Here is a 25,388-nt window from a genome sequence, read left to right as displayed (position 1 = left end):
GAGATGGACATGACCTGGCCCAATGAAAACTGGCATCCAATCGGCGACATTTCCGACATCCCCTTGCGTGGTGCACGCTGCGTGAAGACGCCCCAGGGCAAGATCGCCGTCTTCCGCACGGCCGAAAACGAGGTCTTTGCCATCGAGGATCACTGCCCGCACAAGGGCGGCCCGCTCTCCCAGGGCATCGTGCATGCCAAGGCCGTCACCTGCCCGCTGCACAATTGGGTGATCTCGCTCGAAACCGGCAAGGCGCTCGGCGCCGACCAGGGCGAGGTGCGGACCATACCGATCCGCAACGAGGACGGCGCGCTGTTCATCGCGCTGGAAAGCCTGTTGATGGCGGCTGAATAATGGCGGCTGAGGTCAAGACCACCTGCCCCTATTGCGGCGTCGGCTGCGGCGTTATCGCCACGGTCGACGAGGCCGGCGCCGTCAGCGTCAAGGGCGATCCCGAGCATCCGTCGAATTTCGGCCGCCTGTGTTCTAAGGGTTCGGCGCTGGCCGAAACCATCGATCTCGACGGCCGGCTTCTTTATCCCGAGATCGCCGGCGCACGCAGCGGCTGGGACGAGGCGCTCGATCTGGTCGCCCGGCGTTTCTCCGAAACGATCGCCGAACACGGGCCGGATTCCGTCGCCTTCTATGTCTCCGGCCAGTTGCTGACCGAGGATTATTACCTCGCCAACAAGCTGATGAAGGGCTTCATCGGCTCGGCCAATATCGACACCAATTCACGGCTCTGCATGTCCTCGTCCGTCGCCGGGCATCGCCGCGCCTTCGGCGCCGATACGGTGCCCGGGACCTATGAGGATATCGAACTCGCGGATCTCGTGGTGCTCACCGGCTCCAACCTCGCCTGGTGCCATCCCGTCATCTACCAGCGATTGGCCGCTGCCAAGGCGGCGCGGCCGAACATGCGGATCGTCGTCATCGATCCGCGCCGGACGATGACATGCGATATCGCCGATCTGCATCTGGCGATCCGCCCGGACGGCGACGTCGCCCTGTTCATGGGACTGCTTGCCCATCTCGCGACAAGCCCCGCGATCGACCAGAATTATATCGCCTCCCATACGGAGGGTTTCGCCGGCGCCTTTGCTTCAGCCGCAGCACTCGATATCAACGAACTCCTGGAGCGGACCGGCCTGCCGGCCATGCAGATCCGCGAGTTCTTCCGCCTGTTCGAGACGACGTCGAAGGTGGTGACCTGCTACAGCCAGGGCGTCAACCAATCCTCCTCCGGCACCGACAAGGTCAATGCCATCCTCAACTGCCATCTGGCGACCGGCCGCATCGGCCGCCCTGGCATGGGACCCTTCTCGCTGACCGGCCAGCCGAATGCCATGGGCGGGCGCGAGGTCGGCGGTCTTGCCAATATGCTCGCCGCCCATATGGCGATCGAAAATGCCGATGACCGCGACCGCGTGCAGCGCTTCTGGAAATCGCCTGTTATCGCCGCCAAACCGGGCCTGAAGGCGGTCGACATGTTTCGCGCGGTGGCCGACGGGCGCATCAAGGCGCTCTGGATCATCGCCACCAATCCCGTTGTCTCGATGCCGGATGCCGACAGCGTCGAAAGCGCGATCGCCGCCTGTCCCTTCGTCGTCGTCTCCGACATTCTGCGAGAGACGGATACGGCCCGGCACGCAGATGTGCTTCTGCCCTCGCTCGGCTGGGGCGAGAAGGACGGCACCGTCACCAATTCCGAACGGCGCATTTCCCGGCAGCGGCCGTTTCTCGACCTGCCCGGCGATGCCAAGGCCGACTGGTGGCAGCTTGCGGAGGTTGCGCGCCGCATGGGCTTTGCCGCCGCCTTCGATTTCGCTGCGCCGGCCGACATCTTCGCCGAACACGCCGCCCTGTCCGCGTTCGAAAACAACGGCAGCCGCGATTTCGACATCGGCGCCCGCGTCGGCATGACCGACGCCGCCTATAGCGAGCTGTCACCTTTCCAATGGCCGCAGGCAGCAGGAGCAGAACCCTGCGTCACCCGTTTCTTCGCCGATGGCGGTTTCTACCATGCCGACGGCAAGGCGCGCTTCGTCGCGGTGGAACCGCCGGCAACGGACCGCACCAATGCCGACTTTCCCTTCACGCTGAATACCGGGCGCATCCGCGACCAGTGGCACACGATGACGCGAACCGGAAAGAGCGCGCGGCTTTCCGCCCATATCGCCGAACCCTTTGCGGAGATCCATCCGCGCGACGCGATCGAGACCGGCATATCAAGCGCCGGCCTCGTCGAGATCGACAGCCCGCACGGCAAGGCAATCGTCCGGGCGCTGGTGACCGACCGCCAGGCGCGCGGCGGTATCTTCGCGCCGATGCACTGGAACGACCAGTTCGCGGCAAAAGCGCGGATCGACGCCGTGGTGGCGCCGATCACCGATCCCGTATCCGGTCAGCCGGCGTCGAAGAATGTCGCCGTCGCCGTCCGGCCCTTCCGCGCCGCCCATTACGGCTTCGCCGTCTCGGCGACAAAACCCGTGACACCTGACGCGGCCTATTGGGCCCTGGCGAAGGCTGAGGGCGGCTGGCGGCTGGAGCTTGCCTTCGCAGAAGCGGTCGAAGACTGGACGGCATGGTGCCGGGCGGTTTTTGCCATTCCCGATGAAATCGAGCCGCTCGGTTATGCCGACCGGCAATCCGGCGACCTCAGGCTTGCCTTCTTCGACGGCGAGACCCTGCTTGCCGCAGTGTTCCTCGCCCGCGAGCCCGTCGCCGTCGCGCGCAACTGGGCGATCTCGCAGCTCTCCGCCGCGCATGATGATCTGAGGAAACGTTTTGCGCTGGTCGCAGGCCGTCCCGGCGCCGGCAGGCCGGATCCGGGCGCCACCGTATGTTCCTGCTTCAGCGTCGGGGTCAACCAGATCGCCGCCGCCGTGCGCGGCGGATGCCACAGCGTCGAGGCGGTCGGCAAGGAAACGAGTGCCGGAACCAATTGCGGCTCCTGCCGCGGCGAAATCGGCAGGATCATCGATCGCTGTCTTGCCGCGGCCGCGGAGTGAAAGGCAGGAAACCGCTATCCGGCCGCCTTCGGCACGATGAACATTTTATGGTCGGCCGAGATGCGGACCGAGATCTCGTCGTAGGATGACAGGGGCGGATGCGGCGTTTCCATCTTGTCATGATGGGTTGCCGTCACCACCATGACATCGGCGCCCGCCGCCTCGCCGGCGAGAATGCCGGCAGCGACATCCTCGAACACCAGGCAGTCCTGGGTGCTGACGCCGAGGCGTTCGGCGCCGAGAATATAACATTGCGGGTCGGGTTTTCCGACCTTCACGTCCTCCGCCGTCACCATGAATTTCGGCAGCGACAGGCCTGCTGCCTCCAGCCGCCGGCGGGCAAGACGCAAGGGTGAGGAGGTGACGATCGCCCAGCGATCCGACGGCAGCGAGCTCAGGAATGCTGCGGCACCCGAAATGGCGACAACATCATCGACATCTGCGATTTCCGCCTCGGTCACCAGCTTGGCCTCATGTTCGGGATCGACGCCCGGCAGGTTCAGCCGGGTAATCGTGTCGACGCCGCGCGATCCATGCATCTTCGGCAGAAAGTCGGCGACATCGAGCCCCTGACGCCTTGCCCAGTCGCTCCAGACACGTTCGGCCGCACGGATCGAATTGAGGATGGTGCCGTCCATATCGAACAGGAAGGCGGCATAAGGCTTCTCGAAGCCGCGGGGCATCGGTTGGGACAAAAGGCTGAATCCTTCAGGAAAAGAGTCGGACGGTAGTCGCTATCGCGCGATGAAACGGCAAATCATCGCCTTTTGCAAGCTTTCGCCTGGACAGGTCAGCTATACCAGGCGGTAAGTCTTGCCTGCACGCATCAACGCAGCAGCTTCAGCGAACCCGTCAGCGAACGGATCCACTTCGTCGGGCCGGCGAGCCCGATGCCGTCGATGATTTCCAAGGAGAGGTCGCGCGCCGGTATCGAGGCCTCATAATCGGCATAGACGTGCAAAGCGCGGGCAAAACGCGGAAATGGCACGACCAGTGCACCATTGGGCGCCGGCAGCGCCTTGAGCAACAGCGATCTCAGATCGGCGGCGGCCGCCTGCAGCACCGGAACCGGCTTGTTGGCACTGACATGAAATATCCGGCCGGTCTGGTCGGTCAATTGCGCACCGGCAAGCGCCGGCGCCGCGGCGCCGAGGCCGATCGACAGCACGGCGATCGTATTGGCGAGTTCGCCGGCCGGCAGCCCCGGCTCGACAATCACCGCGACACGCCAATCCTCACCCGTCATCCCTCGTTCTCCATGCTTGGTTCGGTTTTCCCAACCTATCGCAAGGCATGGAAATATCCTGCCTATTCCTGTCGCCACCCGGGCGATTTTGGTAGGATCTTCCCATCTGTCGATGAAGCTAGAAAGGATTTACCGATCATGGAATTCGAGCCGGGAGATATCCGCATATTGAAGGCGCTCCAGAGCGAGGGACGGCTGACCAACCAGGAGCTTGCGGAACGCGTGGGGATGTCGACCTCGCCCTGCTGGCGCAGAGTGAAACGGCTTGAAGAGGCCGGCGTCATCCGCGGCTATCAGGCTCTCGTCGATCGCCGCGCCGTCGGCCTCGGCGTCCTCGCCTTCGTGCGTGTGCAGATCGACACGCATTCCCATGACGAGGCCCAGCGCTTCGAGCGCGAGGTCGGCGAGTTGGAAACGGTCATCGCCTGCTATTCCGTTGCCGGTGAGGCCGATTTCCTGCTGCAGGTGCTCGCTGCCGATCTCGACGATTATGCCGAATTCGCCATGACGGTGATCCGTCGCCTGCCCGGCATCAAGGAGATGCATACGATGTTCGTGCTGAAGGACATCAAGGCATCGACGATCCTGCCCGTGCAGCTATCGAGCGCCAGCCGTTCGCGGTGAAGCGCAGAGATCGTCGCCAAAACCGCTGCACGCTTTTACTGGAATTGCTCTAAAAGGCTGTGCTGCTGGTGGTGATCAAATCGCAGGAGAGGCGCAAGCCGATCGGGTCATGGCAGGGTTGTTCGGCGCTGGCGGCAAGTTCCGGCCCGGCGGGCGCGTCGGCGCGCAGATAGGCCTGTGTCGTCGGATCGATACGCATGGGAATGGCAGTCCACAACGAGGGGCGGCCGACGTCGATCGCTGATATGCCGGCCTTCTCGCGGCCCATGGCAGAGGACGCGATTGCCATGCCACTGGCCGTCAGGGCGAGTGCAAGGGCAATCTGCAGACCGAGATCTGCGGCCTCGCGCGGGGAAACGAACATTGCGGCCTCATGCTGCGGATTGGCGTTTCGTCATGCACTAAGGCAGGTGGCAGCGGCGATCCAGCGGCTTCCGCCGTTAAGGTTTATGCGTAACCATGCAAGGCCTGCGTGCAGATTTTTCGCAAATTTCGGAACAATGATTCCGGCAGGCGGTTACCCCAGGGTCATCCAAGATGAAAATCAAAGGAGGATATCCTCATGACCAAATCCCTTATCGCCGCTTCGCTGCTTGCGATCGGCATGGCATCGTCAGCCTTTGCCCAGTCGAATCCCGATCCGATCGGGCCGACCAACGGCGGCTCGACCGATCCGAGTTCGGGTAGCTATTCATCCGATTATACCAACAGTGACAACGGCATGTATCCGGTGCGCGTCGCGCCGGTTGATCCGATGACAACACAGAGCATCGGCCAGCCGCAAACGATGGAATGCGCCGGCATGCCGCAGCAGAGGTCGGGCGTCGATACACGCGGCGGCGAAAGCGGCGCCTCGATCAGCGAAGCCTGCCGCGAATACGACAACTGACAGGCACTTTCGCTCCCTAAACATATCGCGCGAACGCGCGCCACGTTTGGAAAGGCCGGTTCACGCCGGCCTTTTTCATGTCGTCGCCACCACGATGAAAAGCTTTCCCTCCGGATGAAACTTTTGATCCGGGCGTTCCGTACATCCGTAGCAGGGTGCAAAGAACAAGAGCAGGGAACGGCTTCATTGGCAAAGGACGCGATAAAACCTGTCATTTTATGGTTTCGCAGGGATTTGCGCCTTGACGACAATCAGGCCCTGAATGCCGCCCATCTCTCCGGGCGACCGATCATCGCCCTTTATATCAAAGAGCCGGCGGCAGCCGGCACGGGTCCGCTCGGCGCTGCGCAGGCCTGGTGGCTGCATCATTCGCTGGAAGCGCTTGATAGATCATTGCACGAGCGGCAGGGCGAGCTGGTGCTTGCCAGCGGAGAAGCGCTCGAGGTGCTCCGCGCCGTCATCAAAAAGAGTGGTGCCGAAGCCGTTTTCTGGAACCGGCGATACGATCCCTCGGGCATCTCGGTCGACACCCACATCAAGCAGGAATTGGAAAAACAGGCGATCGAGGCGAGAAGTTTCGGCGGCCAGCTGCTGCACGAACCGTCCAGACTGATGACCGGCAATGGCACGCCCTATCGGGTCTATACGCCATTCTGGCGCGCGCTGGAGGGTGCGGGCGAAGCCGAGCCGCCGCTGGAGGCGCCGGCGAAGCTGCGGCTGGCAGCGCAACGTCCGGCATCGGAAACATTGAAGAGCTGGAAACTGCTGCCGACAAAGCCGGACTGGGCGAAGGACTTTACCGATCTCTGGACGCCGGGCGAACAAGGCGCAAGAGAGAGGCTCAGCGCCTTCGTCGAGGACGAACTCAAGGGCTACAAGGAAAACCGCGACTATCCGGCGAAACCGGCGACCTCGATGCTGTCGCCGCATCTGGCGCTCGGCGAGATCTCCCCTGCCCGCATCTGGGACGCGACGCGCGGTCTGTCGAACCGGGTGCCGGCGGCCGACATCGTGCATTTCCGCAAGGAGATCGCCTGGCGGGAATTCTCCTACCACCTGCTTTTCCATTTCCCGCGTCTTGCCTCGGAGAACTGGAACGATCGTTTCGACGGCTTCAAATGGCGCAACGACGACGGCGATTTCGAGGCGTGGCGTCGCGGCATGACCGGCTACCCGATCGTCGATGCCGGCATGCGCCAGCTCTGGCGCCACGGCTGGATGCACAATCGGGTGCGCATGATCGTCGCCTCCTTCCTCATCAAGGATCTGATGATCGACTGGCGCCGCGGCGAGGCCTGGTTCCGCGACACGCTGGTCGATGCCGATCCCGCCAATAACGCGGCAAGCTGGCAATGGGTGGCGGGCTCGGGAGCCGACGCTTCACCCTTCTTCCGCATCTTCAATCCGATGCTGCAGGGCGAGACTTTCGATCCCGACGGTGACTATGTCAGAGCCCATGTGCCGGAGCTTCAGCGGCTCGGGGCAAAATACATCCACCGGCCGTTCGAGGCGCCGAAGAGCGCGCTAGACGAGGCCGGCATCATCCTCGGGCAGACCTATCCGAAACCGATCGTCGACCATGCCAGCGCCCGCGACCGAGCGCTCGCGGCTTACAAAGCCACAAAGGACGCCGCATGAACGCGCATGTCCGCCCCGCCTCGCGCCGGCTGAAGATCGCCGTCATCGGCTCCGGCATCTCCGGCGCCTCGGCGGCCTGGGCGCTCGACCCCGTGCACGACGTGACCCTCTACGAGAGCCAGGCGCGGGCGGGCGGCCATACGGCAACGGTCGACGTCGATTATGACGGTGTTCGGATTGCGGTCGATACCGGCTTCATCGTCTATAACGAACCGAATTATCCGAACCTGACGGCACTCTTTGCCGAACTCGGCATCGCCACCCATGCCAGCGACATGAGTTTTTCGCTCTCGCTCGACCGTGGCAGGCTGGAATGGAGCGGCGGCGGGCTGTCCTCGATCTTCGCGCAGAAGCGCAACCTGCTGCGGCCGTCGTTCCTGTGGATGATCCGCGAGATCCTGCGCTTCAACCGCACCTGCCTCGAAGACCGGGCCGCCGGTCACCTCGCCTCGCGCTCGATCGGCGATTATCTCGACTGGCGCGGCTTCTCGCCCGGCTTCACCAACAATTATCTCGTGCCGATGGCGGCGGCGATCTGGTCGACGCCGTCGGCCCGCATGCTGCAGTTCCCGGCCGAATATTTCGTCAATTTTTTCGACAATCACCGGCTGATCTATCACCGCCAGCACCAATGGCGGACGGTGACCGGCGGCAGCCGCACCTATCTCGACCGGCTGCTGCAGCCGCTCGGCGGACGGGTGAAACTGTGCTGCGGCATACGTGGGGTGATCCGTTCGGAGAGCGGCGTCACGCTTATCGACGAGACCGGAAGCCAGCGGCCGTTCGACAAGGTGATCCTTGCCTGCCACAGCGATCAGACGGCACGCCTGCTGATGGATGCCACCGACCGGGAAAGGCGGCTGCTTGCCGCCATTCCCTACCAGCCGAACCGCGTCGTCCTGCACCGCGACCAAAGGCTGATGCCGCAGCGCCGCAAGGTCTGGGCCTCGTGGAACTATCTGCGCTCCAGCCGGGAGGATGGCAAGGCGGGTGTCGCCGTCACCTATTGGATGAACCGGCTGCAGGGCATCGACGATGGTTTCCCGTTATTCGTCACGCTCAATCCCGACCGCGAGCCGGATCCCCGCATGGTATTTGCGGAATTCACCTATGAGCATCCGCAATTTTCGGCCGATGCCATGGCGGCGCAGCGGGCGCTCGCCGCTGGCCAGGGTGAGAACCATTGCCATTTCGCCGGCGCATGGACAGGATATGGATTTCATGAGGATGGCCTGGTTTCCGGCCTGGCGGCAGCCGAGGCGCTGGGTGGCATCATTCCCTGGCGAACGGCGAGAAGCCGGCTACCGCAACCGGATGCAGCGGCATGAGCGGACGAGGCAAAAAGCGCGGCGTCAGCATGAGCGGCAACGGCGCTGCGCCGGATGCGGCGGCCGCGCTCTATGTCGGCGAGATCATGCATCAACGCCTGAAACCCTTCGGCCATCGTTTCCGCTACCGCGTCTTTTCCCTGCTCGTCGATCTCGATCGGCTTGAAGCGGCCGATCGGCTGTCGGCGCTGTTTTCCGTCAACGGCCGAAATCTCGTCTCGTTTCATGAAAAAGACCATGCCGATACGGCGAGCACGCCGCTGCGCGCCTATGCCGACCGGCTGCTTGCTGAGGCCGGGCTCGATCGCGCGGCAAGGATATTGCTCGTCTGCTATCCGCGCATTCTGGGCTATGTCTTCAACCCGATCTCCGTCTATTACGCCTATGATGGCGACGGCGCCCTCGTCGCGATGATCTACGAGGTGCGCAACACTTTCGGCGAGCGGCACAGTTACGTCTGTCCCGTCAGTGATGGCGAGATGTCGGAAGGCGGGCTCCGTCAGAGCTGCGACAAGCTCTTCCACGTCTCGCCCTTCATCGGCATAGCGGCGCGCTATCACTTCCGCATGCTGCTGCCCGGCGCGGAAATCCGCTGGCGCATCCTCGAAACCGACAGCGAAGGACCGCTGCTAGCGGCGACATTCTCAGGACGGCGGCTGCCGTTGACCAGCGCCGCGCTGCTTCGGCTGACGGCGCTCATCCCTTTCCTCCCGTTCAAGATCGTGGCCGGCATCCATTGGGAAGCGCTGAAACTGTGGCTGAAGGGCGCGCGTAATATCAGCCGTCCGGCGCCTCCGCCTGCCGTCAGCATTCACAGGCCCCGGTCGCTTGCGGACGCCGCGGAATGACCTTGCAGCGCCGGGCGTAATGAAACGACGCGCAAAACGCTGCAGCGCTTTGAACTGCTGCATAATTTTTCCTTAATTCGATTTCCGATTGAGGAAATTATGCAGTAGCCTTGCCTAATAATGGCCGGAGGCCGCCCGAGCATCGTCACGGATGTATCGTCGTCCCTAACCGGCAAAAAAATGCTGGAGGAGGAAAGATGAGCAAGGCGCAGGATTGGAATGTGCTGGCCCGTGACGCGGTGACGCTGACGGCCGAAAATATATCCCGTCTGGTGAAGGGGCTGCCGTTCAAGGCGAAGCTGGCGCTGCGCGGGCTTCTGCGCATGCAGCACGGCTCGCTTGCGGTCACCCTGCCCGACGGCCGCAGGCTGCTGATCGAGGGCAAGCAGGCCGGGCCGAAAGCGGCTCTCAGCCTCAACAACTGGAACCTTGCCTATCGAGCCCTGACGAGCGGCACGATCGGGGTTGCCGAAACCTATATGGACGGCGACTGGGACAGCCCCGACATCGCCGCCTTCCTCGAACTTTTCCTCGTCAACGGCGAGGCCGTCTACAGCTATTCCAATGGCAAGGGCGGCATTGGCCGCCTCGTCGAGCGCGTCCGCCATTGGATGAACACCAATACCAAGACGGGCTCGAAGCGTAACATTTCCGCCCATTACGATCTCGGCAATGATTTCTACAGGCAATGGCTCGATCCGAGCATGACTTATTCCTCCGCACTCTATTCGACAGGGGCCAACGATCTGCAATCGGCGCAGAACGCCAAATACCGCGCGCTCGCCGAGGCGACCGGCATCAGGCCCGGCGATCACGTGCTGGAGATCGGCTGCGGCTGGGGCGGGTTTGCCGAATTTGCCGCAGGCGAACTGAACTGCAAGGTGACCGGGCTGACGATCAGCCGCGAGCAGCTGGCCTTTGCCGAAGAGCGCATCCGCAAGGCCGGTCTCGGCGACCGCGTCGAATTCCGTTTCCAGGATTACCGCGACGAGACCGGGCTTTACGACCGGATCGTCTCGATCGAGATGTTCGAAGCGGTCGGCGAGAAATACTGGCCGTCCTATTTCTCCAAGCTCCGGCAATGTCTGAAGCCGGGCGGCAAGGCCGGCCTGCAGATCATCACCATCCGGCCGGAGGCCTTCGACCAGTATCGCAGCAACCCCGACTTCATCCAGAAATATGTCTTTCCCGGCGGCATGCTGCCGACGCGCAACCATCTGGCGGAACTTGCCGGCAAGGTCGACCTGTCACTGGTCAGGGACTTCGGCTTCGGGCTCGACTATGCCCGCACGCTTGCCGAATGGCGCGAACGCTTCTGGTCTGTCTGGGAGCGCATCCGCCCGATGGGCTTCGACGAGCGTTTCAAGCGGCTCTGGGAATTCTATCTGTTCTATTGCGAGGCCGGCTTCCGCGCCCGCAATATCGATGTGCGCCAAGTGGTGTTCTCGCGCAGCTGATCATTCCGCCGGATGCGGTGTCGCCGGATGGTGACCAGCCGATGACGGCCGCTCGCTCCAGCCGGTCACCCGGTTCACCAGCATGAAATAGACGCTGTAGGGAAGCATGCGCGCAAGCTTGAGCATCATGGTGAAGCGCCTGGGGAAGGAGATTTCGAAGGCCTGCGATTTCAGCCCGGCGGCAATCTGCCGGGCGGCTTCGTCGGTCGACACCAGGGACGGCATGGGAAAGGCGTTCTTCCGCGTCGCCGGTGTGTCGACGAAGCCCGGGCAGATGAGCTGGATGCGGATGCCCATCTTGTCGAGATCGAATTTCAGGCTTTCGGCCATATTGATCAGCGCCGCCTTGGTGGCGCCGTAGGCAGCGCCCGTCGGCAGGCCGCCATAGCCGGTGACGGAGGAGACGATGGCGATCTGTCCCTGCCCTTTCGCCTTCATATGGCGGACCGCCGGCAACAGGCAGTTGACGACGCCGGAGAGATTGACGGCGAAGCTCTTTTCGAAATCGGCGCGGTTCAGGTCCTCGGCATGAACAGGCAGATAGACGCCGGCATTGAGGATCGCCATGCCGAGCGTGCCGTGCTCATATTCGATGGAGGCCATGATATGCTCCATGTCCTCGGCATCGGTGACGTCGCCATCGAGAACGACAATGCTGCCGGCAAGGCCGCTGGCCTCGGCCTGCAGTTCGACCAGTTTTTCATGGCTTCGGGCGGTGACGGCGACCTTGTATCCTTCGCCGGCAAGCTTCAGCGCAAGCGCGCGGCCGATTCCGGAACTCGCACCCGAAATCCAGACGAGTCCATCTTCGGGACGGGCGGTGAAATCACGCATGACATGTTCCTCCGGTTCTGTCTGACCAACCGAAAACAGGTCCGGAAAGTTCCCTTCTCCTCCCGGATTTACGGCTCTATCACACCATTGTGGCTGCTTTCAGCCGATCAGGTCGCCGATCATCTGACGAAGGGATCCGGTGAGCTTCACCGGCCCGTCCGAAACGGCAAAGGCGATGCAGGGCCTGTCCTTTTCAGCGACCGGCCGATGGTCGACCGTCTCATCGGCAATGGAGATGTCGCCGGGGCCGAAACGGCCGCGTTCATCGTTGAATGCGCCGTCTAGGATGAGGATCAGTTCCATGCCTTTGTGGGTGTGCGCCGGCAAGGCGCGGCCCGGGCGGATCCACATCAGGTTGACCTCGCAGCCGTCGCGTTCGAGGGAATATTCCTTGAAACCCGGCAACCGCTTGCGCCACGGTACGTCCTCGACCTCGAAGCCGACGAAATCGCGCAACGCTTGGGGAAACAGCGCGTTGTCCGGCCGCCTGACCGCCTGCGGCGCCGCGACCGGAGCGGCAGAGGAAAAGATTGCCTGAAGCTGCCGGTCGCGGTCGGCAATGGCGGTTTCACCAGCGCTCTCCAGCGCCTCCCCGGCCAGCAATTCGAGGCTGTCCACCAGGCTGCGATTGTCGGCCTTCATTTCGAGATGGGATCGTACCAGCACCCGCGCCGGCTCGGGCAAGGAACCGGCGACATAGTGCGCCATCAATGCATCGATCGTGTCGATCTGCTCGTGAATCATACCGGTTTCGGTCACGCCCTGTTGCCGCGCTCCGTTTTCGCTTTGTCGTCATCCGTACGGGGAAAGTCAATCTTCGGATCACCCCACACATGGCGGGATTGCGGGCGATGCATCATTTCAGGGGAGGAAGGCCAAATTTTATCGTGCCCGACAGGGGCGTGGAATAGCATTTCTTGCCAACTCAGCCTTGTGAAGGGAAAAGACCGTTCCTAAAGTAAGAGTTCGAATAGAGGCAGATTCCATGACCTTCCACCCTTCCGTCCTCGAAGCCATCGGCAATACGCCCCTGATCAAACTCAAGGGGGCGTCGGCGGCGACCGGCTGCACCATTCTCGGCAAGGCGGAGTTCCTGAACCCCGGCCAGTCGGTGAAGGATCGTGCCGCGCTCTACATCATCCGCGACGCGGAACGGAAAGGGCTGCTTCGGCCCGGCGGCGTCATCGTCGAAGGCACGGCCGGCAATACCGGCATCGGGCTGACGCTGGTCGCCAAGGCGCTCGGCTACCGCACCGTCATCGTCATTCCGGAAACGCAGAGCCAGGAAAAGAAGGACGCGCTGAAACTGCTCGGCGCCGAACTCGTCGAAGTGCCGGCCGTTCCCTACAAGAACCCCAACAACTACGTGAAGGTCTCAGGCCGGCTCGCCGAGCAACTGGCGAAGACAGAGCCGAACGGGGCGATCTGGGCGAACCAGTTCGACAACGTCGCCAACCGCCAGGCGCATATCGAAACCACCGCTCGGGAAATCTGGAACGATACCGACGGCAAGGTCGACGGCTTCATCTGCTCCGTCGGTTCCGGCGGCACGCTGGCCGGCGTCGCTGCCGGCCTGAAGGCATTCAATGCGGACGTCAAGATCGGCATCGCCGATCCCGAAGGTGCTGCTCTTTATGAGTTCTATCAGAACGGCACGCTGAAATCCGAGGGTTCCTCGATCACCGAGGGCATCGGCCAGGGCCGCATCACCGCCAATCTCGAAGGCTTCACGCCTGATTTCTCCTATCGGGTCTCCGATGCCGAAGCGCTGCCCTATCTCTTCGACCTCGTCGAAAACGAAGGCCTGTGCCTCGGCGGCTCGACGGCGATCAACATTGCCGGCGCAGTCAAGCTCGCCCGGGATCTCGGACCCGGCCACATGGTGGTGACGATCCTCTGCGACTACGGCAACCGCTATCAGTCGAAGCTCTTCAATCCGGATTTCCTGACCTCGAAGGGACTGCCCGTTCCGGGCTGGATGGCCAAGTCGCCCGAGATAGACGTTCCCTACGAACCCGCGTGAGACCCCATGCCCGTCAATGCCCTCTATCGTGACGACTTTTATCTCTCGACATGCGAGGCGGTCGTCACCGCCGTCCACGAAGACGGGGGCATCGAACTCGACCAGACCTGCTTCTATGCGACATCAGGCGGTCAGCCGGGTGATACCGGCGAGCTTGAACGCGCCGACGGCACCAAGATTGTGTTGGGCCAGACGAAGCACGGCTCGAGCAAGGATATCGTCATCCACGTGCCGCTCGAAAACGAGCCGCGGCCTCTGGTTGGCGAAACGCTGGTGCTGCACGTCGACTGGCAGCGCCGCTACAGGCTGATGCGCATGCACACGGCCTGCCATCTGCTGTCCGTCGTCTGCTCCTATCCGATCACCGGCGCTGCCGTCGGCGAGGAGGAAAGCCGTGTCGACTTCGACATGACCGAGACGATCGACAAGGACGAAGTGACGGCCAAGCTGATGGAACTGGTCGGCGAGAACCATCCGGTCTATCTGCAATGGATTACCGACGAGGAGCTTGCGGCCAATCCCGACATCGTCAAATCGAAGAACGTGCGCCCGCCGATCGGGCTCGGGCGCGTCAGCCTCGTCTGCATCGGCGAAAACTCCTCGATTGACAGCCAGCCCTGCGGCGGCACACATGTCTCCGAGACACAGGAAGTCGGGCAGATTCACATCGCCAAAATTGAGAAGAAGGGCAAGGAGAACCGGCGCTTCCGCATCCGTTTCGGCACGTCCGGCGACGAAGCCTGACCATCAAGGGAGAGCATCATGAGTGAGACCAAGAGCCGTTTCGTCGTCTCCGCCGACTGGCTGCAGGCCGAGCTCGGCAAGCCGGATCTGCGCGTACTGGACGCCTCCTTCTATCTGCCGGCGCAGAAACGCGATGCCGATGCCGAATATGCGGCCGGCCATATTCCCGGCGCCATCCGCTTCGACCAGGACAAGATCGCCGACCATTCGACGTCGCTGCCGCACACGATCCCCTCGCCCGATTATTTCGCCACTGAGGCCGGCCGGCTCGGCATCAGCGAGAACGATCGCATCGTCGTCTATGACGGCATCGGCCTGTTCGCCTCGCCGCGCGTCTGGTGGCTGTTCCGGGTGATGGGCGCAAAGAACGTCTTCGTGCTCGATGGCGGTCTCGACGGCTGGAAGGCCGAAGGCCGCCCGCTCGAAACCACTGTGCCCAGCTATTCGCCGGCGCGTTTCACGCCCGATTTCGACGAGAGCCGCGTGGTGACGCTCGATCGCATGCGCGACATCGTCTCCAGCGGCGCGATGCAGATCGCCGACGCCCGCAGCGCCGGCCGCTTCGCCGCCGCCGAGCCCGAGCCGCGCGCCGGCATGCGCTCTGGCCATATGCCCGGCGCCCGCAACTTGCCCTCCGGCGTTTTCGCCAACCAGGGCCGGTTCAAGTCGCTGCCCGAACTGCGCCAGACGATCGAGGATGCCGGCATCGATCTTTCCAAGCCCGTTGTGACCTCCTGCGGTTCGGGCATCACCGCCGCGATCATCACGCTGGCGCTGGAATCGCTCGGCCATCACGACAACAAGCTCTACGACGGCTCGTGGAGCGAATGGGGCAGCCGTGACGATACGCCGATCGTCACCGGTCCGCCGACGCCGGTTAAAGCCTGATCGCCATGGGGAAGACACCCGCTTCTTTGAAAGCTCACATCACCCGGCTCGAAATGACGGCGGCGCCGAAGGCGAGCATGCCGGTGCCCGTCAATATCCAGACGGCGATCATGCGCGCGCCTGCGATCCCACTGCCCTTCTATCGCTACCTCTACCGGCAGGTGGGTGCGCGCTGGCAATGGGTGGATCGGCTGCGGATGAGCGACGAGCAGCTTACCCAGACGCTGAACGACAAGCGCAACAATATCAGCGTCCTCTACGTCAACGGCGCGCCCGCCGGCTTCTACGAATATTTCTGCGAGGACGAGGATACGATCGAGCTCAGCCATTTCGGCCTGATCGAACATGCGCTCGGCCTCGGCATCGGCAAATGGTTCCTGCTGCAGGCGCTCTACGCCATCTGGACGCTCAATCCGAAGCAGGTGATCACCACCACCAACAATCTCGACCATCCGCGGGCGCTGCAGCTTTACCAGATGTTCGGCTTCTCCCCGGTCTCGACCGGCACCGGCATCGTTCGGCCGCTCAGCGACAAGGAGCTGCTGGAGTTGGCGCGGAAAGGCTGAGAGGTTGGTTTGCTTTTCCGGTGCATGTGTCTGCGTGCTGACCACCTCAGGTACCCAGCTACGCGATGAAACCGCCCCACCCCGCCGCCGTCATCCCTGTGACGAGCACATGTGAGGGCGTAGCAACTGCCGGCCTAATGAAGCACCCGCTGTGGTGTGTCTCTCTACGCTGGCGGCGAGTTTGGCGAGAACGCCCACCACACTCTCCGTCATCCCAGGCCTTGAGCCACTGCTGTCCGGTTTAGCAAAAACGGTTGCGGAAGCTTTGGAGACTCGCAGTAGATGTGCCGCTTTACTGTTTTGACTCATTATTTTCGCGACAAGACGAATGATGGCGAGACTTGCCATAGGCGTCGGAGAGAGTTCCGAGGCGAAAATTTTGCTAAGCATTCGGTTTTTGCCTACGTCACGCACTATAAAGTCGATACTTATTTCCCTGTAACCATTTGTTTTAAAAGGCTTTCAGAAGGGAAAATTTAAACCGGACAGCAGTGGCCTTGAGCCTGGGATCCATGCGGCTGCCGCCGATGCATGCGGCGTGGATGCTCGGCTCAAGGCCGAGCATGACGGAGGGTGGGGTGGGCAGGAGAAACCCGTTCAGAGCGCAGATGCCGTCACGGCCCAAACTGACTTGGTGGGGAAGAGAGGTGGAATTCCCTCAAACGTTGATGAATTGGCATGCCTGACGTTTTGCAGCGCTGATCTGGACAAACAATAGCACACGCAAGAAACGGGTGGCTTGGACTGCGGTCCGGGCGCAATTTCATGGCGATCACAAAGGAGATTTTCCATGACCGCCATTCGTTTTGCCGCCATGCCGACTGCCGATGCGAGAGCTCTCTGGAACGGTGGCCGCGACGCCTATGACAACCTGCCCGAGACGGTGGTATCCGACGGTGACGGCAACCCTTGCCGCCATTGCCTGCAGAATATCGAAGAGGGCGAGGACATGTTGGTCTTCGCCTACCGGCCGTTCCCCGCGCTGCAACCCTATGCCGAAACCGGGCCGATTTTCCTGCACAAACAGCCTTGCCGGCGTTATGCCGCCGAGGAGATCCAGCCGCCGATGCTGACGATGAGCCCCGACTTCATCGTCCGCGGCTATGGCGCCAATGACCGTATCGTCTACGGCACCGGCGTGGTGACCGGGATCGCCGATATTCCGGCCTATGCCGAGACATTGCTGGCGCGGCCGGAGATCGCCTATGTGCATGTGCGCTCGGCGCGCAACAACTGCTTTCAGTGCCGGATCGACAAGGTAAAGGCGCCAGCCCCTGCAGAGACTGGCGCCCTCGCCTAACGCAGAGTCAGGCAGCTTACGCTACGTTCAGCACGCTTTCCGGCGCGAAAGCCTCGTAGCCGAGCGCGTCGGCGACGGGCTTGTTGGTGATGCGGCCCTTGTGAACGTTCAGACCGTTCCTCAGATGCTTGTCTTCGGCGATGGCGCGCAGGCCGCGATCGGCAAGCGCCAGGCCGTGGACGAGCGTCGCATTGTTCAGCGCATGCGCCGAGGTGACGGGAACCGCGCCCGGCATGTTGGCGACGCAATAATGCACCACCCCGTCGACCTCATAGGTCGGATCGGAATGGGTGGTTGCATGCGAGGTCTCGAAGCAGCCGCCCTGGTCGATGGCGACGTCAACAATGACGGAGCCCTTCTTCATGCCGGACAGCATCTCGCGGGTGACGAGCTTCGGCGCCGCCGCACCGGGGATCAGCACGGCGCCGATGATGAGATCGGCCGAGAAAACCTCCTCCTCCAATGCCTGGATGCTGGAATAACGGGTGTGAACGCGGCCTGAGAAGATGTCGTCGAGCTGGCGAAGGCGCGGCAGCGACCTGTCGAGGATGCTGACATCGGCGCCGAGGCCGGCGGCCATCCTGGCGGCATGCAGACCGACGACGCCGCCGCCGATGACCGTGACCTTGCCCGGCAGCACGCCCGGCACGCCGCCGAGCAGGACGCCGAGGCCGCCATTGGCTTTCTGCAGGGCGGTCGCGCCCGCCTGGATCGACAGGCGGCCGGCAACCTCCGACATCGGTGCCAGCAGCGGCAGGCCGCCGCGCTCGTCGGTAACCGTTTCATAGGCGATCGCGGTCACGCCGGAGGCGATCAGACCCTTGGTCTGTTCGGGATCGGGCGCCAGATGCAGATAGGTATAGAGAAGCTGACCGTCACGCAGCTGCGCCCATTCGGCGGGCTGCGGCTCCTTCACCTTGACGATCATGTCGCATTTTTCGAAGATATCCTTGGCGGAGGCGGCGATCTTCGCGCCAGCCGCGGCATAGGCAGCGTCATCGGCGCCGATCCCGGCGCCCGCCTTGGTTTCCACCCAGACCTCGTGGCCATGGGCGACGTATTCGCGCACCGAAGCCGGCGTCAGGCCGACGCGATATTCATGGTTCTTGATTTCCTTCGGGCAACCGACACGCATTGGCGTTCCTCTCATGTCATCTCCGCAATCGCGGATCTCCTCAGATGATGAATCCAACCACCAAGGCGATGAAATGTCCTTGCAAAGACGATTTGCGGAAACGCGATTTTTCGGAGATTATTGCGTTGTCATCGTTATTTTTCGAAAGTTCTTCGAATGGCCGATCTCGACACCATCGATCTTGCGATTCTTAAGGTGCTGCAGGCCAATGCCCGCATCACCAACGCCGAGCTTGCCGAAAAGATCGGACTGTCGCCTTCGGCCTGTTCCCGCCGGCTCAACATTCTGGAGAGAAGCGGCGTCATCGGCGGCTATCATGCGCGGCTTTCGCATAAGGCGCTCGACTATAAGATGATCGCCATCGTGCATATCTCGCTCTCCGGCCAGTTCGCCAAGACGCTGGCGGAATTCGAGGCGGCGGTGAAGCTCTGCCCCAACGTGCTCGTCTGCTACCTGATGTCGGGCGAATATGATTATATCCTCAGGGTCGCCGCCCGCGATCTCGAGGATTATGAGCGCATCCATCGCGACTGGCTGTCGGCCCTTCCCCATGTGGTCAAAATCAATTCGAGCTTTGCCCTCAGAGAAATCATCGACAGGCCGAATGTCGGGCTTTGAGACCTTGCATCTTCGCTGAAAGCCTGACCAGACTCTCGGTGTTTCCCGCTCAACGGCATATCATGACATCGAAGACCCACGGTTATGTTTTCGCTCTGCTGGCGATTACCATCTTCTCTCTCCAGGACGCCATCTCGAAACATCTGGCGTCTGCCTACCCGCCGATCTTCGTGACGATGATCCGCTACTGGGCCTTCGCGCTGTTCACGATCATCCTCGCTTCGAAGATGCGCGGCGGCCTCAAGGCAACGGCCCGCACCAAACGCCCGCTTCTTCAGGTGGTGCGCGGCGTCCTGCTCGCCGTCCAGGTGGTTCTGGCCATCACTTGTTTTGCCATAATCGGCCTTGCCCGTTCACAAGCGATCTTTTCAGCGACGCCGATCCTCATCGCGTTGCTGTCAATGCCGATCCTTGGCGAGCGTGTGGGATGGCGGCGGTGGATGGCAATCGGCGCCGGACTTTTCGGGGTGTTGCTGATCCTGAAGCCGGAAGGCGAGTTTTTCGATGTGAAACTGCTTCTGGCTATCACTTCCTGCTTCAACTTCGCCTTCTATGTCATCGCGACCCGTCTCGTCAGTCGTGACGATTCGGCGATGACCAGCTTCTTCTATACCGGCGTCATCGGCGGCATCACCATGACCATCATCGGCCCGTTCTATTGGAGCTGGATGTCGCCCGGAGACTGGGGCTGGATGGCGCTTGTCTGCATGACCAGCATTTCCAGCCACTATTTCCTGATCCGCGCCTATGATCTTCTCGATGCCGCCGCCGTCCAGCCGCTGACCTATTTGTCACTGGTCTACGCCTCGATCATCGGCGTGACAATCTATGACGAAACGCTCAGTCTCAACACGATCATCGGCTCGATCGTCGTCGTTGCCGCCGGCATCTTCACCGTCTGGCGCGAGCATGTGGTGGGGCGAAGGGCCACCGTTGCCAACTGAAGTTTCATTGCAATTTTAGCCAAGCCACTAAAACCATTTCAATTTTCCGGCGCTATGCTCCCCTGATGTATCCAAGGGAGACAGTATGACCCGCAACTTGAAAATCACGGCGCGAAAGGCCGACCGGCAAAACTGCCGGGTCTTCGGCAGCGTCAAATATCTGAACAGCGAAATTGATGCCCGCATTCTCAATCTGTCGGTGACCGGCGCCGCCCTGGAGACGAAGACGCCGCTCCATGCTGCCTCCGGCAGCAAGGTGCGCATCGAAGCTGAAAATCTCGGTCTGCTCGAAGGCATTATCCGCTGGAAGCACAACGGCCGGGTCGGCATCCAGTTCGACGTGAATTCGAATGCGCGGGCACAGGTCTCCTCCTATTTCCGCTTTTTCCATAAGGAAATACGGCCGGTGCTGGCGGTGCGTCAGCTTAGAGCCGCGACCAGCGGCGACCGCCCATCTCCCTTGGCGCCGTCGACGCTGAAATCGTAAGGCTGCGCCGCTTTTGCGCCGAAGGAGCGGCCGAGATCGCTCGAGTCGTTGCGGTTGACATTGACGTCGAGCGCAACGGGGCCTTGCGTCGGCGGCAGCCTGGCGCCGATGTTCCTGATGTCGATAGCGGCGTTACGCGATGACGCCCTCTGCTCATGATACCTGTTGGATTTAAGCCGGAACGCTGCACCATAAATTGCATTTCATTACCACATCGCCCTTGCAACTCATTGTTTTGCCGTCCTGTCATTTTTGCAGTGTACTCCTCGCCAAATCGTCCTAATTCTGACGGGCCGGACGATGCATGATCCTTCAAGGAGAGTTTCGATGTCTTCCATTTTCGATGAGGGTGTGATGAGCCGCCGTTCCCTGCTTGGCGGCCTTGCCGCCACCTCCGCCCTGGTGCTGCTGCACCCCTTCAGCGCGCGCGCCAGCGCCAACCAGGCGCATCTCCGGCTGATGGAAACGACGGATATTCACGTCAACGTCTTCCCCTATGATTATTACGCCGACAAGCCGAACGACACGATGGGGCTTTCCCGCACCGGGACGATCATCGACAATATCCGCGCCGAGGCCGTCAACTCGCTGCTGATCGACAATGGCGACGTGCTGCAGGGCAATCCCATGGGCGACTACATGGCCTACCAGCACGGCATGAAGGACGGCGACGTCCATCCCGTGATCAAGGCGATGAACACACTCGGCTACACGGTGGGAACGCTCGGCAATCACGAGTTCAATTACGGGCTCGACTTCATGTTCAAGGTGCTATCAGGCGCGAACTTCCCCTTCGTCTGCGCCAATCTGACCAAAGGCCAGCTCGCCTCGGACCCGAAGCAGGACGATCTGTTCTTCAAGCCCTATGTCATCGTGGAAAAACAGATCAAGGACGGCGCCGGCAATGAGAGCCCGGTCAAGATCGGCTTCATCGGCTTCGTGCCGCCGCAGATTATGCTCTGGGACATCAAGAACCTCGAAGGCAAGGCGCAGACACGTGATATCGTCGAGGCCGCCAAGGCCTGGGTTCCGGCCATGAAGGAAGCCGGCGCCGATATCGTCATCGCGCTTTCCCATTCCGGCATCGACGGAGCCGCGCCGTCCGAAAAGATGGAAAACGCCTCGCTGCATCTCGCCGCCGTCGAGGGGATCGACGCGATCTTCACCGGCCATCAGCATCTCGTCTTCCCCGGCCCGAAGAGCTGGGACGGCATTGCCAATGCCGATCCGGTCAAAGGTACGCTTCATGGCAAACCCGCCGTGATGGCAGGCTTCTGGGGCTCGCATCTCGGCCTTATCGATCTGCTGCTCGAAAAGGACGGCAACAGCTGGAAGATCGTCGATTTCACCTCGGAAGCACGGCCGATCTATCATCGCGACGACAAGAAGAAGGTGGTTGCAGACTACGCCGACAAGAAGGAAGTGGTCGAGGCGGCAAAGGCCGAACACGAGGCGACGCTCACCTATGTCCGCACCCCCGTCGGCAAGACGTCGGCGCCGCTCTATTCCTATTTCGCGCTCGTCGCCGACGATCCTTCGGTGCAGGTCGTCAGCCAGGCCCAGACCTGGTACATCAAGCAGATGCTGGCCGATACCGCGTTCAAGGATCTGCCGGTGCTTTCAGCGGCGGCGCCCTTCAAGGCCGGCGGCCGCGGCGGCGCCGATTACTATACCGACGTTCCGGCCGGCGATATCGCCATCAAGAACGTCGCCGACCTCTACCTCTACCCGAACACGGTGCAGGCGGTCGCCATCACCGGCGCTCAGGTGAAGAACTGGCTGGAAATGTCGGCCGGCATGTTCAATCACATCGAGGCCGGCTCGAAGGATGCGCCGCTGCTCAACAACGACTTCCCGTCCTATAATTTCGACGTCATCGACGGCGTGACCTACCAGATCGACCTGTCGCAGCCACCGAAATATGATTCCTTCGGCAAGGCGATCAATCCGGATGCCAACCGCATCCAGAACTTGGCCTTCAGCGGCAAGCCGATCGATCCCGCCCAGAAATTCGTGGTCGTCACCAATAACTACCGCGCCGGCGGCGGCGGCAATTTCCCGGAGATCGCTGCTGATAAGGTGATCTTCCAGGCGCCGGACACCAACCGCGACGTCATCGTCCGCTATGTCCACGACCAGGGCACTATCAATCCGTCGGCCGATGCGAACTGGACCTTTAAGCCGCTGCCGGGCACGACCGCGACCTTCGAGAGCGGCCCGAAGGCCAAGCAGTTCCTCGCTGCGGTCAAGAGCGTCAAGATCGAAGATGCCGGCGACGGTGCCGACGGCTTCTCGAAGTTCAGGCTGGTGCTTTAAGAATAAAAGGAAGGTGCGTCGGCCGCGCCTTCTTTATTCAGCCGCGAGCGGGATTGCGGGTTCACGCAGTTCCGCGATCTGGGCGTGGAAATCCGCCTGGCTCGGGCAATGGGTAAGCCGGGCGCGGAAGGCGTCGATCATCCAGGTGGCGGCAGGTCCGGGCGGGTTGGCGAGCCGGCGCATCGAATAGATGGGATACTCCCCCTGTTCGTAGGCATCGAGATCAAGATGGACGAGCGCGCTGCTCAGGAGATCGTCATGGATGAGCGACGCCGGGAGGCCGCCCCAGCCGAGGCCGGCCTTGATCAGTTGATGCTTCGTGGTGATATCGCTGACGCGCCATGTCTTGTAGGACAGCACGTTGAAATCGCGCCCCTTCGTCAGGCCCGACGCATCGGTGACGACGAGCTGCACCTCATCGCGCACGTCGCCGAGGGTCAGCGACCGGTCGAGCCCGGCAAGCGGGTGGTTAGGCGCGGCGACAGGCATCATGAAGGAGTGGCCGATGCGCTCGGTGACGACCGAATCGTCCTGCTTCAGAACCGCTCCGCCGATCCCGATCGTCGCCTTGCCACTCATGACCAGATCCATGACCATTCCGAGCTCACCGACATTGAGGTTCAACGAGACGGACGGGAACATCTCGCGGAATTCGTGGAGCACGTCGACCACGGCCTTTGACGGCACCATGACGCTGATGGCGACGGAGACCTCCGCTTCGAGCCCTTCCTTCAGGCTCTTGACGCGCGCCCGCATGACTTGGAGATCGCCGAGGATACGGCGCGCATCCTCCAGCATCGCCTTGCCTGCCTCCGTCAGCTTTGGCTGGCGGGCGCCGGAGCGCTCGAAAAGCGGCACTTCAAGCTGCGCCTCCAGATTGGCGATCGTATAGCTGACCACCGACTGAGCCCGGTTCAGCGCCCGCGACGCAGCCGAGAAGCTGCCGGTCTCGGCAACGGTCAAAAACACCTGCAATTGGTCCAAGGTCGGGTTCGGAAGCATATCCATCCATTCCATCGATAGTTTCGATCGACATTATCACCGTTTTTTCGATAGCAAGCCAGACCTATTTTCCGCTTCGAGACTGCGGCTCACCTCCCAAAACGGGCCGACAAATCCAATTCGAAAGGAAATGCACCATGTCGTCCATCCTTCTTCTGACGTCCAGCCCGCGTGCCGAATCGCTCTCGACGCCGATCGCCGTCGAACTCGCCGAGAAGCTGAAGAACCAGAATCCGGGCAGCGTTCTCGTTCGCCGCGACCTTGCCGCCAGCCCGCTGCCGCATATCGACGACCTCTTCACCGGCGCGATCCGTAAGCCGGCCGAGGCCCGCACCGCCGAGGAAGTCGCCGCCGTCAAGACCTCCGACGAACTCGTCAATGAACTCTTTGCCGCCGACACGATCGTCATCAGCACCGGCCTCATCAACTTCAATATCTATTCGTCGCTGAAGACCTGGATCGACAACGTCGCCCGCGCCGGCCTGACGTTCAAGTACACGGAAAGCGGCCCGGTTGGCCTGCTCACCGGCAAGAAGGTTTACGTGGTGCTCACCTCGGGCGGCGTCTACTCGCAGGGACCGGCTGCCCCCTTGAACCACGCCGTACCGTACCTGAAGTCGGTTTTCGGCTTCCTCGGCATCACCGACATCGAGACCATCTATGTCGAAGGCCTCGCCTTCGGTCCTGAAGCTGCCGAAAAGGCCATCGACGCTGCCAAGATGCGCGTCCAGGAAATTGCGCTGGCCGCTTAATCGGTTCTTCAACGCTTATTATAGTGCAGCGGCCGGCATTCGCCGGCCGTTGTCATTTGTCGATAGCAGCGACAAAATCCCGGACCGTCTCGAGGATTTCGGCCGACAGAGCCTCATCGGAGGAAATCCTGGCAAGGCCGACACCGCCGGCCATCATCGCGAAGGCGATGACCGCCTTGCGCCGTCTTTCCGCGTCGGCCCCCGACGCCTTGCTCGCCAAAGCCTGGAAATTGCGCTGGAGCCGCTGCGTCGCAATCCCCCGCGCCTTGTCGCCGCTGCGGGAGATGTCGGAGGTCAGCGCGGCGAAGGGGCAGCCTTCGCCGGGATTGTCGCGATGATAGGCGCTCAGATAACGGTCGGCGACATCGGCGGCCGTCATCTTCGCCGGGTCTATCCCTTCAGCCTCCAGCTTGCGTCCCCATGAATCGGAAGCCGCCTGGATCGCCTCGGCGACGAGATCGTCGCGGGAGGCGAAGTGCTTGTAGAAGCCGCCGACGGTCAGTCCGGCCTCCTTCATCAGGTCGGCGACGCCGATACCTTCCAGCCCCTCCTCTCGCAGCCGCTTCGAGGCCGTCTCGACGATCTTCTCGTGCGTCTTCTGTTTTTCCAGCTGTGAACGCCCCATACGAATCTCCCCGTATTAATTTTGAATGAGCATGATGTCGGCCGAAAACCGCTTACACTTTTCGGCATCATGCTCCTTGACTCACGTAGATTACAGTCATAATCCTTCTGGAT

26 protein-coding genes are annotated in these 25,388 nt (G+C 61.9%); 18 read left to right on the top strand and 8 right to left on the bottom strand.

Annotation, left to right across the window (positions count from 1 at the left end; translation table 11 throughout):
* Positions 1–9 precede the first annotated feature (9 nt).
* Together nirD and CO657_RS07365 are read left to right on the top strand one after the other, a co-directional pair.
* A complete protein-coding gene (gene nirD, locus CO657_RS07370) occupies positions 10–354 on the top strand; it encodes a nitrite reductase small subunit NirD (protein ID WP_425349931.1) in 345 nt (114 codons plus the stop codon).
* Entirely contained in the window at positions 354–3,011 is a 2,658-nt protein-coding gene (locus tag CO657_RS07365; protein ID WP_054183269.1) for a nitrate reductase, read from the top strand. The genes nirD and CO657_RS07365 overlap by 1 nt, the downstream gene beginning before the upstream one ends.
* A 14-nt stretch (positions 3,012–3,025) precedes the next feature.
* Here CO657_RS07365 and CO657_RS07360 read toward each other — a convergent pair whose 3' ends face one another.
* Complete coding sequence (locus tag CO657_RS07360) at positions 3,026–3,706, bottom strand: HAD family hydrolase (RefSeq protein WP_054183270.1); 681 nt, start codon at positions 3,704–3,706, stop codon at positions 3,026–3,028.
* Between the two features lie 131 nt (positions 3,707–3,837).
* Complete coding sequence (locus CO657_RS07355) at positions 3,838–4,257, bottom strand: DUF2000 domain-containing protein (RefSeq protein ID WP_054183271.1); 420 nt, start codon at positions 4,255–4,257, stop codon at positions 3,838–3,840.
* 138 nt (positions 4,258–4,395) lie between these two features.
* Here CO657_RS07355 and CO657_RS07350 point away from each other — a divergent pair, with 138 nt between their 5' ends.
* Positions 4,396–4,881 (top strand): Lrp/AsnC family transcriptional regulator, encoded by a 486-nt coding sequence (locus CO657_RS07350; protein ID WP_054183272.1) that lies wholly within the window; start codon positions 4,396–4,398, stop codon positions 4,879–4,881.
* A 49-nt stretch (positions 4,882–4,930) separates the two neighbouring features.
* On the opposite strand, the gene CO657_RS07345 is transcribed toward CO657_RS07350, so the two are convergent.
* Positions 4,931–5,245: a hypothetical protein gene (locus CO657_RS07345; RefSeq protein WP_054183273.1), complete on the bottom strand. Its 315-nt coding sequence runs from the start codon at positions 5,243–5,245 to the stop codon at positions 4,931–4,933.
* Positions 5,246–5,443: 198 nt separating this feature from the next.
* Between CO657_RS07345 and CO657_RS07340 the strand changes: the two genes are divergently transcribed.
* The 5 genes from CO657_RS07340 to CO657_RS07320 all read left to right on the top strand — a co-directional run bounded on the left by CO657_RS07340 (position 5,444) and on the right by CO657_RS07320 (position 11,041).
* Positions 5,444–5,770 carry a hypothetical protein gene (locus CO657_RS07340; RefSeq protein WP_003587022.1) on the top strand — a complete coding sequence of 109 codons (327 nt, stop codon included), beginning with the start codon at positions 5,444–5,446 and terminating at the stop codon, positions 5,768–5,770.
* Between the two features lie 186 nt (positions 5,771–5,956).
* Positions 5,957–7,408, top strand: a complete 1,452-nt coding sequence (locus tag CO657_RS07335; RefSeq protein ID WP_054183274.1) for a cryptochrome/photolyase family protein — start codon at positions 5,957–5,959, stop codon at positions 7,406–7,408.
* Positions 7,405–8,736, top strand: a complete 1,332-nt coding sequence (locus CO657_RS07330; protein ID WP_054183275.1) for an NAD(P)/FAD-dependent oxidoreductase — start codon at positions 7,405–7,407, stop codon at positions 8,734–8,736. Before CO657_RS07335 ends, CO657_RS07330 begins: the two co-directional genes overlap by 4 nt.
* Entirely contained in the window at positions 8,733–9,584 is an 852-nt protein-coding gene (locus CO657_RS07325; RefSeq protein ID WP_054183276.1) for a DUF1365 domain-containing protein, read from the top strand. Before CO657_RS07330 ends, CO657_RS07325 begins: the two co-directional genes overlap by 4 nt.
* A 197-nt stretch (positions 9,585–9,781) precedes the next feature.
* A complete protein-coding gene (locus tag CO657_RS07320; protein WP_054183277.1) occupies positions 9,782–11,041 on the top strand; it encodes an SAM-dependent methyltransferase in 1,260 nt (419 codons plus the stop codon).
* On the opposite strand, the gene CO657_RS07315 is transcribed toward CO657_RS07320, so the two are convergent.
* Entirely contained in the window at positions 11,042–11,875 is an 834-nt protein-coding gene (locus tag CO657_RS07315; RefSeq protein ID WP_054183278.1) for an SDR family NAD(P)-dependent oxidoreductase, read from the bottom strand. It abuts the gene before it with no gap.
* Positions 11,876–11,974: 99 nt separating this feature from the next.
* Positions 11,975–12,634 (bottom strand): ChrR family anti-sigma-E factor, encoded by a 660-nt coding sequence (locus CO657_RS07310; protein WP_197283891.1) that lies wholly within the window; start codon positions 12,632–12,634, stop codon positions 11,975–11,977.
* Between the two features lie 226 nt (positions 12,635–12,860).
* On the opposite strand from CO657_RS07310, the gene CO657_RS07305 reads away from it, so the two are divergent.
* The 5 genes from CO657_RS07305 to CO657_RS07285 all read left to right on the top strand — a co-directional run bounded on the left by CO657_RS07305 (position 12,861) and on the right by CO657_RS07285 (position 17,396).
* Entirely contained in the window at positions 12,861–13,898 is a 1,038-nt protein-coding gene (locus CO657_RS07305) for a cysteine synthase A (protein WP_054183280.1), read from the top strand.
* Between the two features lie 6 nt (positions 13,899–13,904).
* The gene (locus CO657_RS07300; protein ID WP_054183281.1) at positions 13,905–14,642 is read left to right on the top strand and encodes an alanyl-tRNA editing protein; all 738 of its coding nucleotides are present in this window, start codon (positions 13,905–13,907) and stop codon (positions 14,640–14,642) included.
* An 18-nt stretch (positions 14,643–14,660) separates the two neighbouring features.
* Positions 14,661–15,530 carry a 3-mercaptopyruvate sulfurtransferase gene (gene sseA / locus CO657_RS07295; protein WP_054183282.1) on the top strand — a complete coding sequence of 290 codons (870 nt, stop codon included), beginning with the start codon at positions 14,661–14,663 and terminating at the stop codon, positions 15,528–15,530.
* A 5-nt stretch (positions 15,531–15,535) separates the two neighbouring features.
* Positions 15,536–16,096: a GNAT family N-acetyltransferase gene (locus CO657_RS07290; protein ID WP_054183283.1), complete on the top strand. Its 561-nt coding sequence runs from the start codon at positions 15,536–15,538 to the stop codon at positions 16,094–16,096.
* Between the two features lie 790 nt (positions 16,097–16,886).
* Positions 16,887–17,396: a DUF1203 domain-containing protein gene (locus CO657_RS07285; RefSeq protein ID WP_054183284.1), complete on the top strand. Its 510-nt coding sequence runs from the start codon at positions 16,887–16,889 to the stop codon at positions 17,394–17,396.
* Between the two features lie 16 nt (positions 17,397–17,412).
* On the opposite strand, the gene ald is transcribed toward CO657_RS07285, so the two are convergent.
* Positions 17,413–18,531: an alanine dehydrogenase gene (gene ald / locus CO657_RS07280; protein WP_054183285.1), complete on the bottom strand. Its 1,119-nt coding sequence runs from the start codon at positions 18,529–18,531 to the stop codon at positions 17,413–17,415.
* 156 nt (positions 18,532–18,687) lie between these two features.
* Between ald and CO657_RS07275 the strand changes: the two genes are divergently transcribed.
* From CO657_RS07275 to CO657_RS07260, 4 genes are all read left to right on the top strand, one after another.
* The gene (locus tag CO657_RS07275; RefSeq protein ID WP_054183286.1) at positions 18,688–19,149 is read left to right on the top strand and encodes an Lrp/AsnC family transcriptional regulator; all 462 of its coding nucleotides are present in this window, start codon (positions 18,688–18,690) and stop codon (positions 19,147–19,149) included.
* 62 nt (positions 19,150–19,211) lie between these two features.
* Positions 19,212–20,093 (top strand): DMT family transporter, encoded by an 882-nt coding sequence (locus CO657_RS07270; protein ID WP_054183287.1) that lies wholly within the window; start codon positions 19,212–19,214, stop codon positions 20,091–20,093.
* A gap of 85 nt (positions 20,094–20,178) precedes the next feature.
* A complete protein-coding gene (locus CO657_RS07265; RefSeq protein WP_003587053.1) occupies positions 20,179–20,580 on the top strand; it encodes a PilZ domain-containing protein in 402 nt (133 codons plus the stop codon).
* A 327-nt stretch (positions 20,581–20,907) separates the two neighbouring features.
* On the top strand, positions 20,908–22,896 hold the full coding sequence (locus CO657_RS07260) for a bifunctional 2',3'-cyclic-nucleotide 2'-phosphodiesterase/3'-nucleotidase (protein ID WP_054183288.1): 1,989 nt from the start codon (positions 20,908–20,910) through the stop codon (positions 22,894–22,896).
* A 33-nt stretch (positions 22,897–22,929) separates the two neighbouring features.
* Here CO657_RS07260 and CO657_RS07255 read toward each other — a convergent pair whose 3' ends face one another.
* Positions 22,930–23,898 (bottom strand): LysR family transcriptional regulator, encoded by a 969-nt coding sequence (locus CO657_RS07255; protein WP_054183298.1) that lies wholly within the window; start codon positions 23,896–23,898, stop codon positions 22,930–22,932.
* A 137-nt stretch (positions 23,899–24,035) separates the two neighbouring features.
* On the opposite strand from CO657_RS07255, the gene CO657_RS07250 reads away from it, so the two are divergent.
* On the top strand, positions 24,036–24,650 hold the full coding sequence (locus tag CO657_RS07250; RefSeq protein WP_054183289.1) for an FMN-dependent NADH-azoreductase: 615 nt from the start codon (positions 24,036–24,038) through the stop codon (positions 24,648–24,650).
* Positions 24,651–24,702: 52 nt separating this feature from the next.
* On the opposite strand, the gene CO657_RS07245 is transcribed toward CO657_RS07250, so the two are convergent.
* On the bottom strand, positions 24,703–25,275 hold the full coding sequence (locus CO657_RS07245) for a TetR/AcrR family transcriptional regulator (RefSeq protein ID WP_054183290.1): 573 nt from the start codon (positions 25,273–25,275) through the stop codon (positions 24,703–24,705).
* Between the last annotated feature and the right edge of the window lie 113 nt (positions 25,276–25,388).

The sequence above is a fragment of the Rhizobium acidisoli genome, from assembly GCF_002531755.2.
Classification (GTDB): domain Bacteria; phylum Pseudomonadota; class Alphaproteobacteria; order Rhizobiales; family Rhizobiaceae; genus Rhizobium; species Rhizobium acidisoli.
Note: the sequence above shows the minus strand (reverse complement) of the source record. Positions and strands in the feature narration are given on the sequence as shown.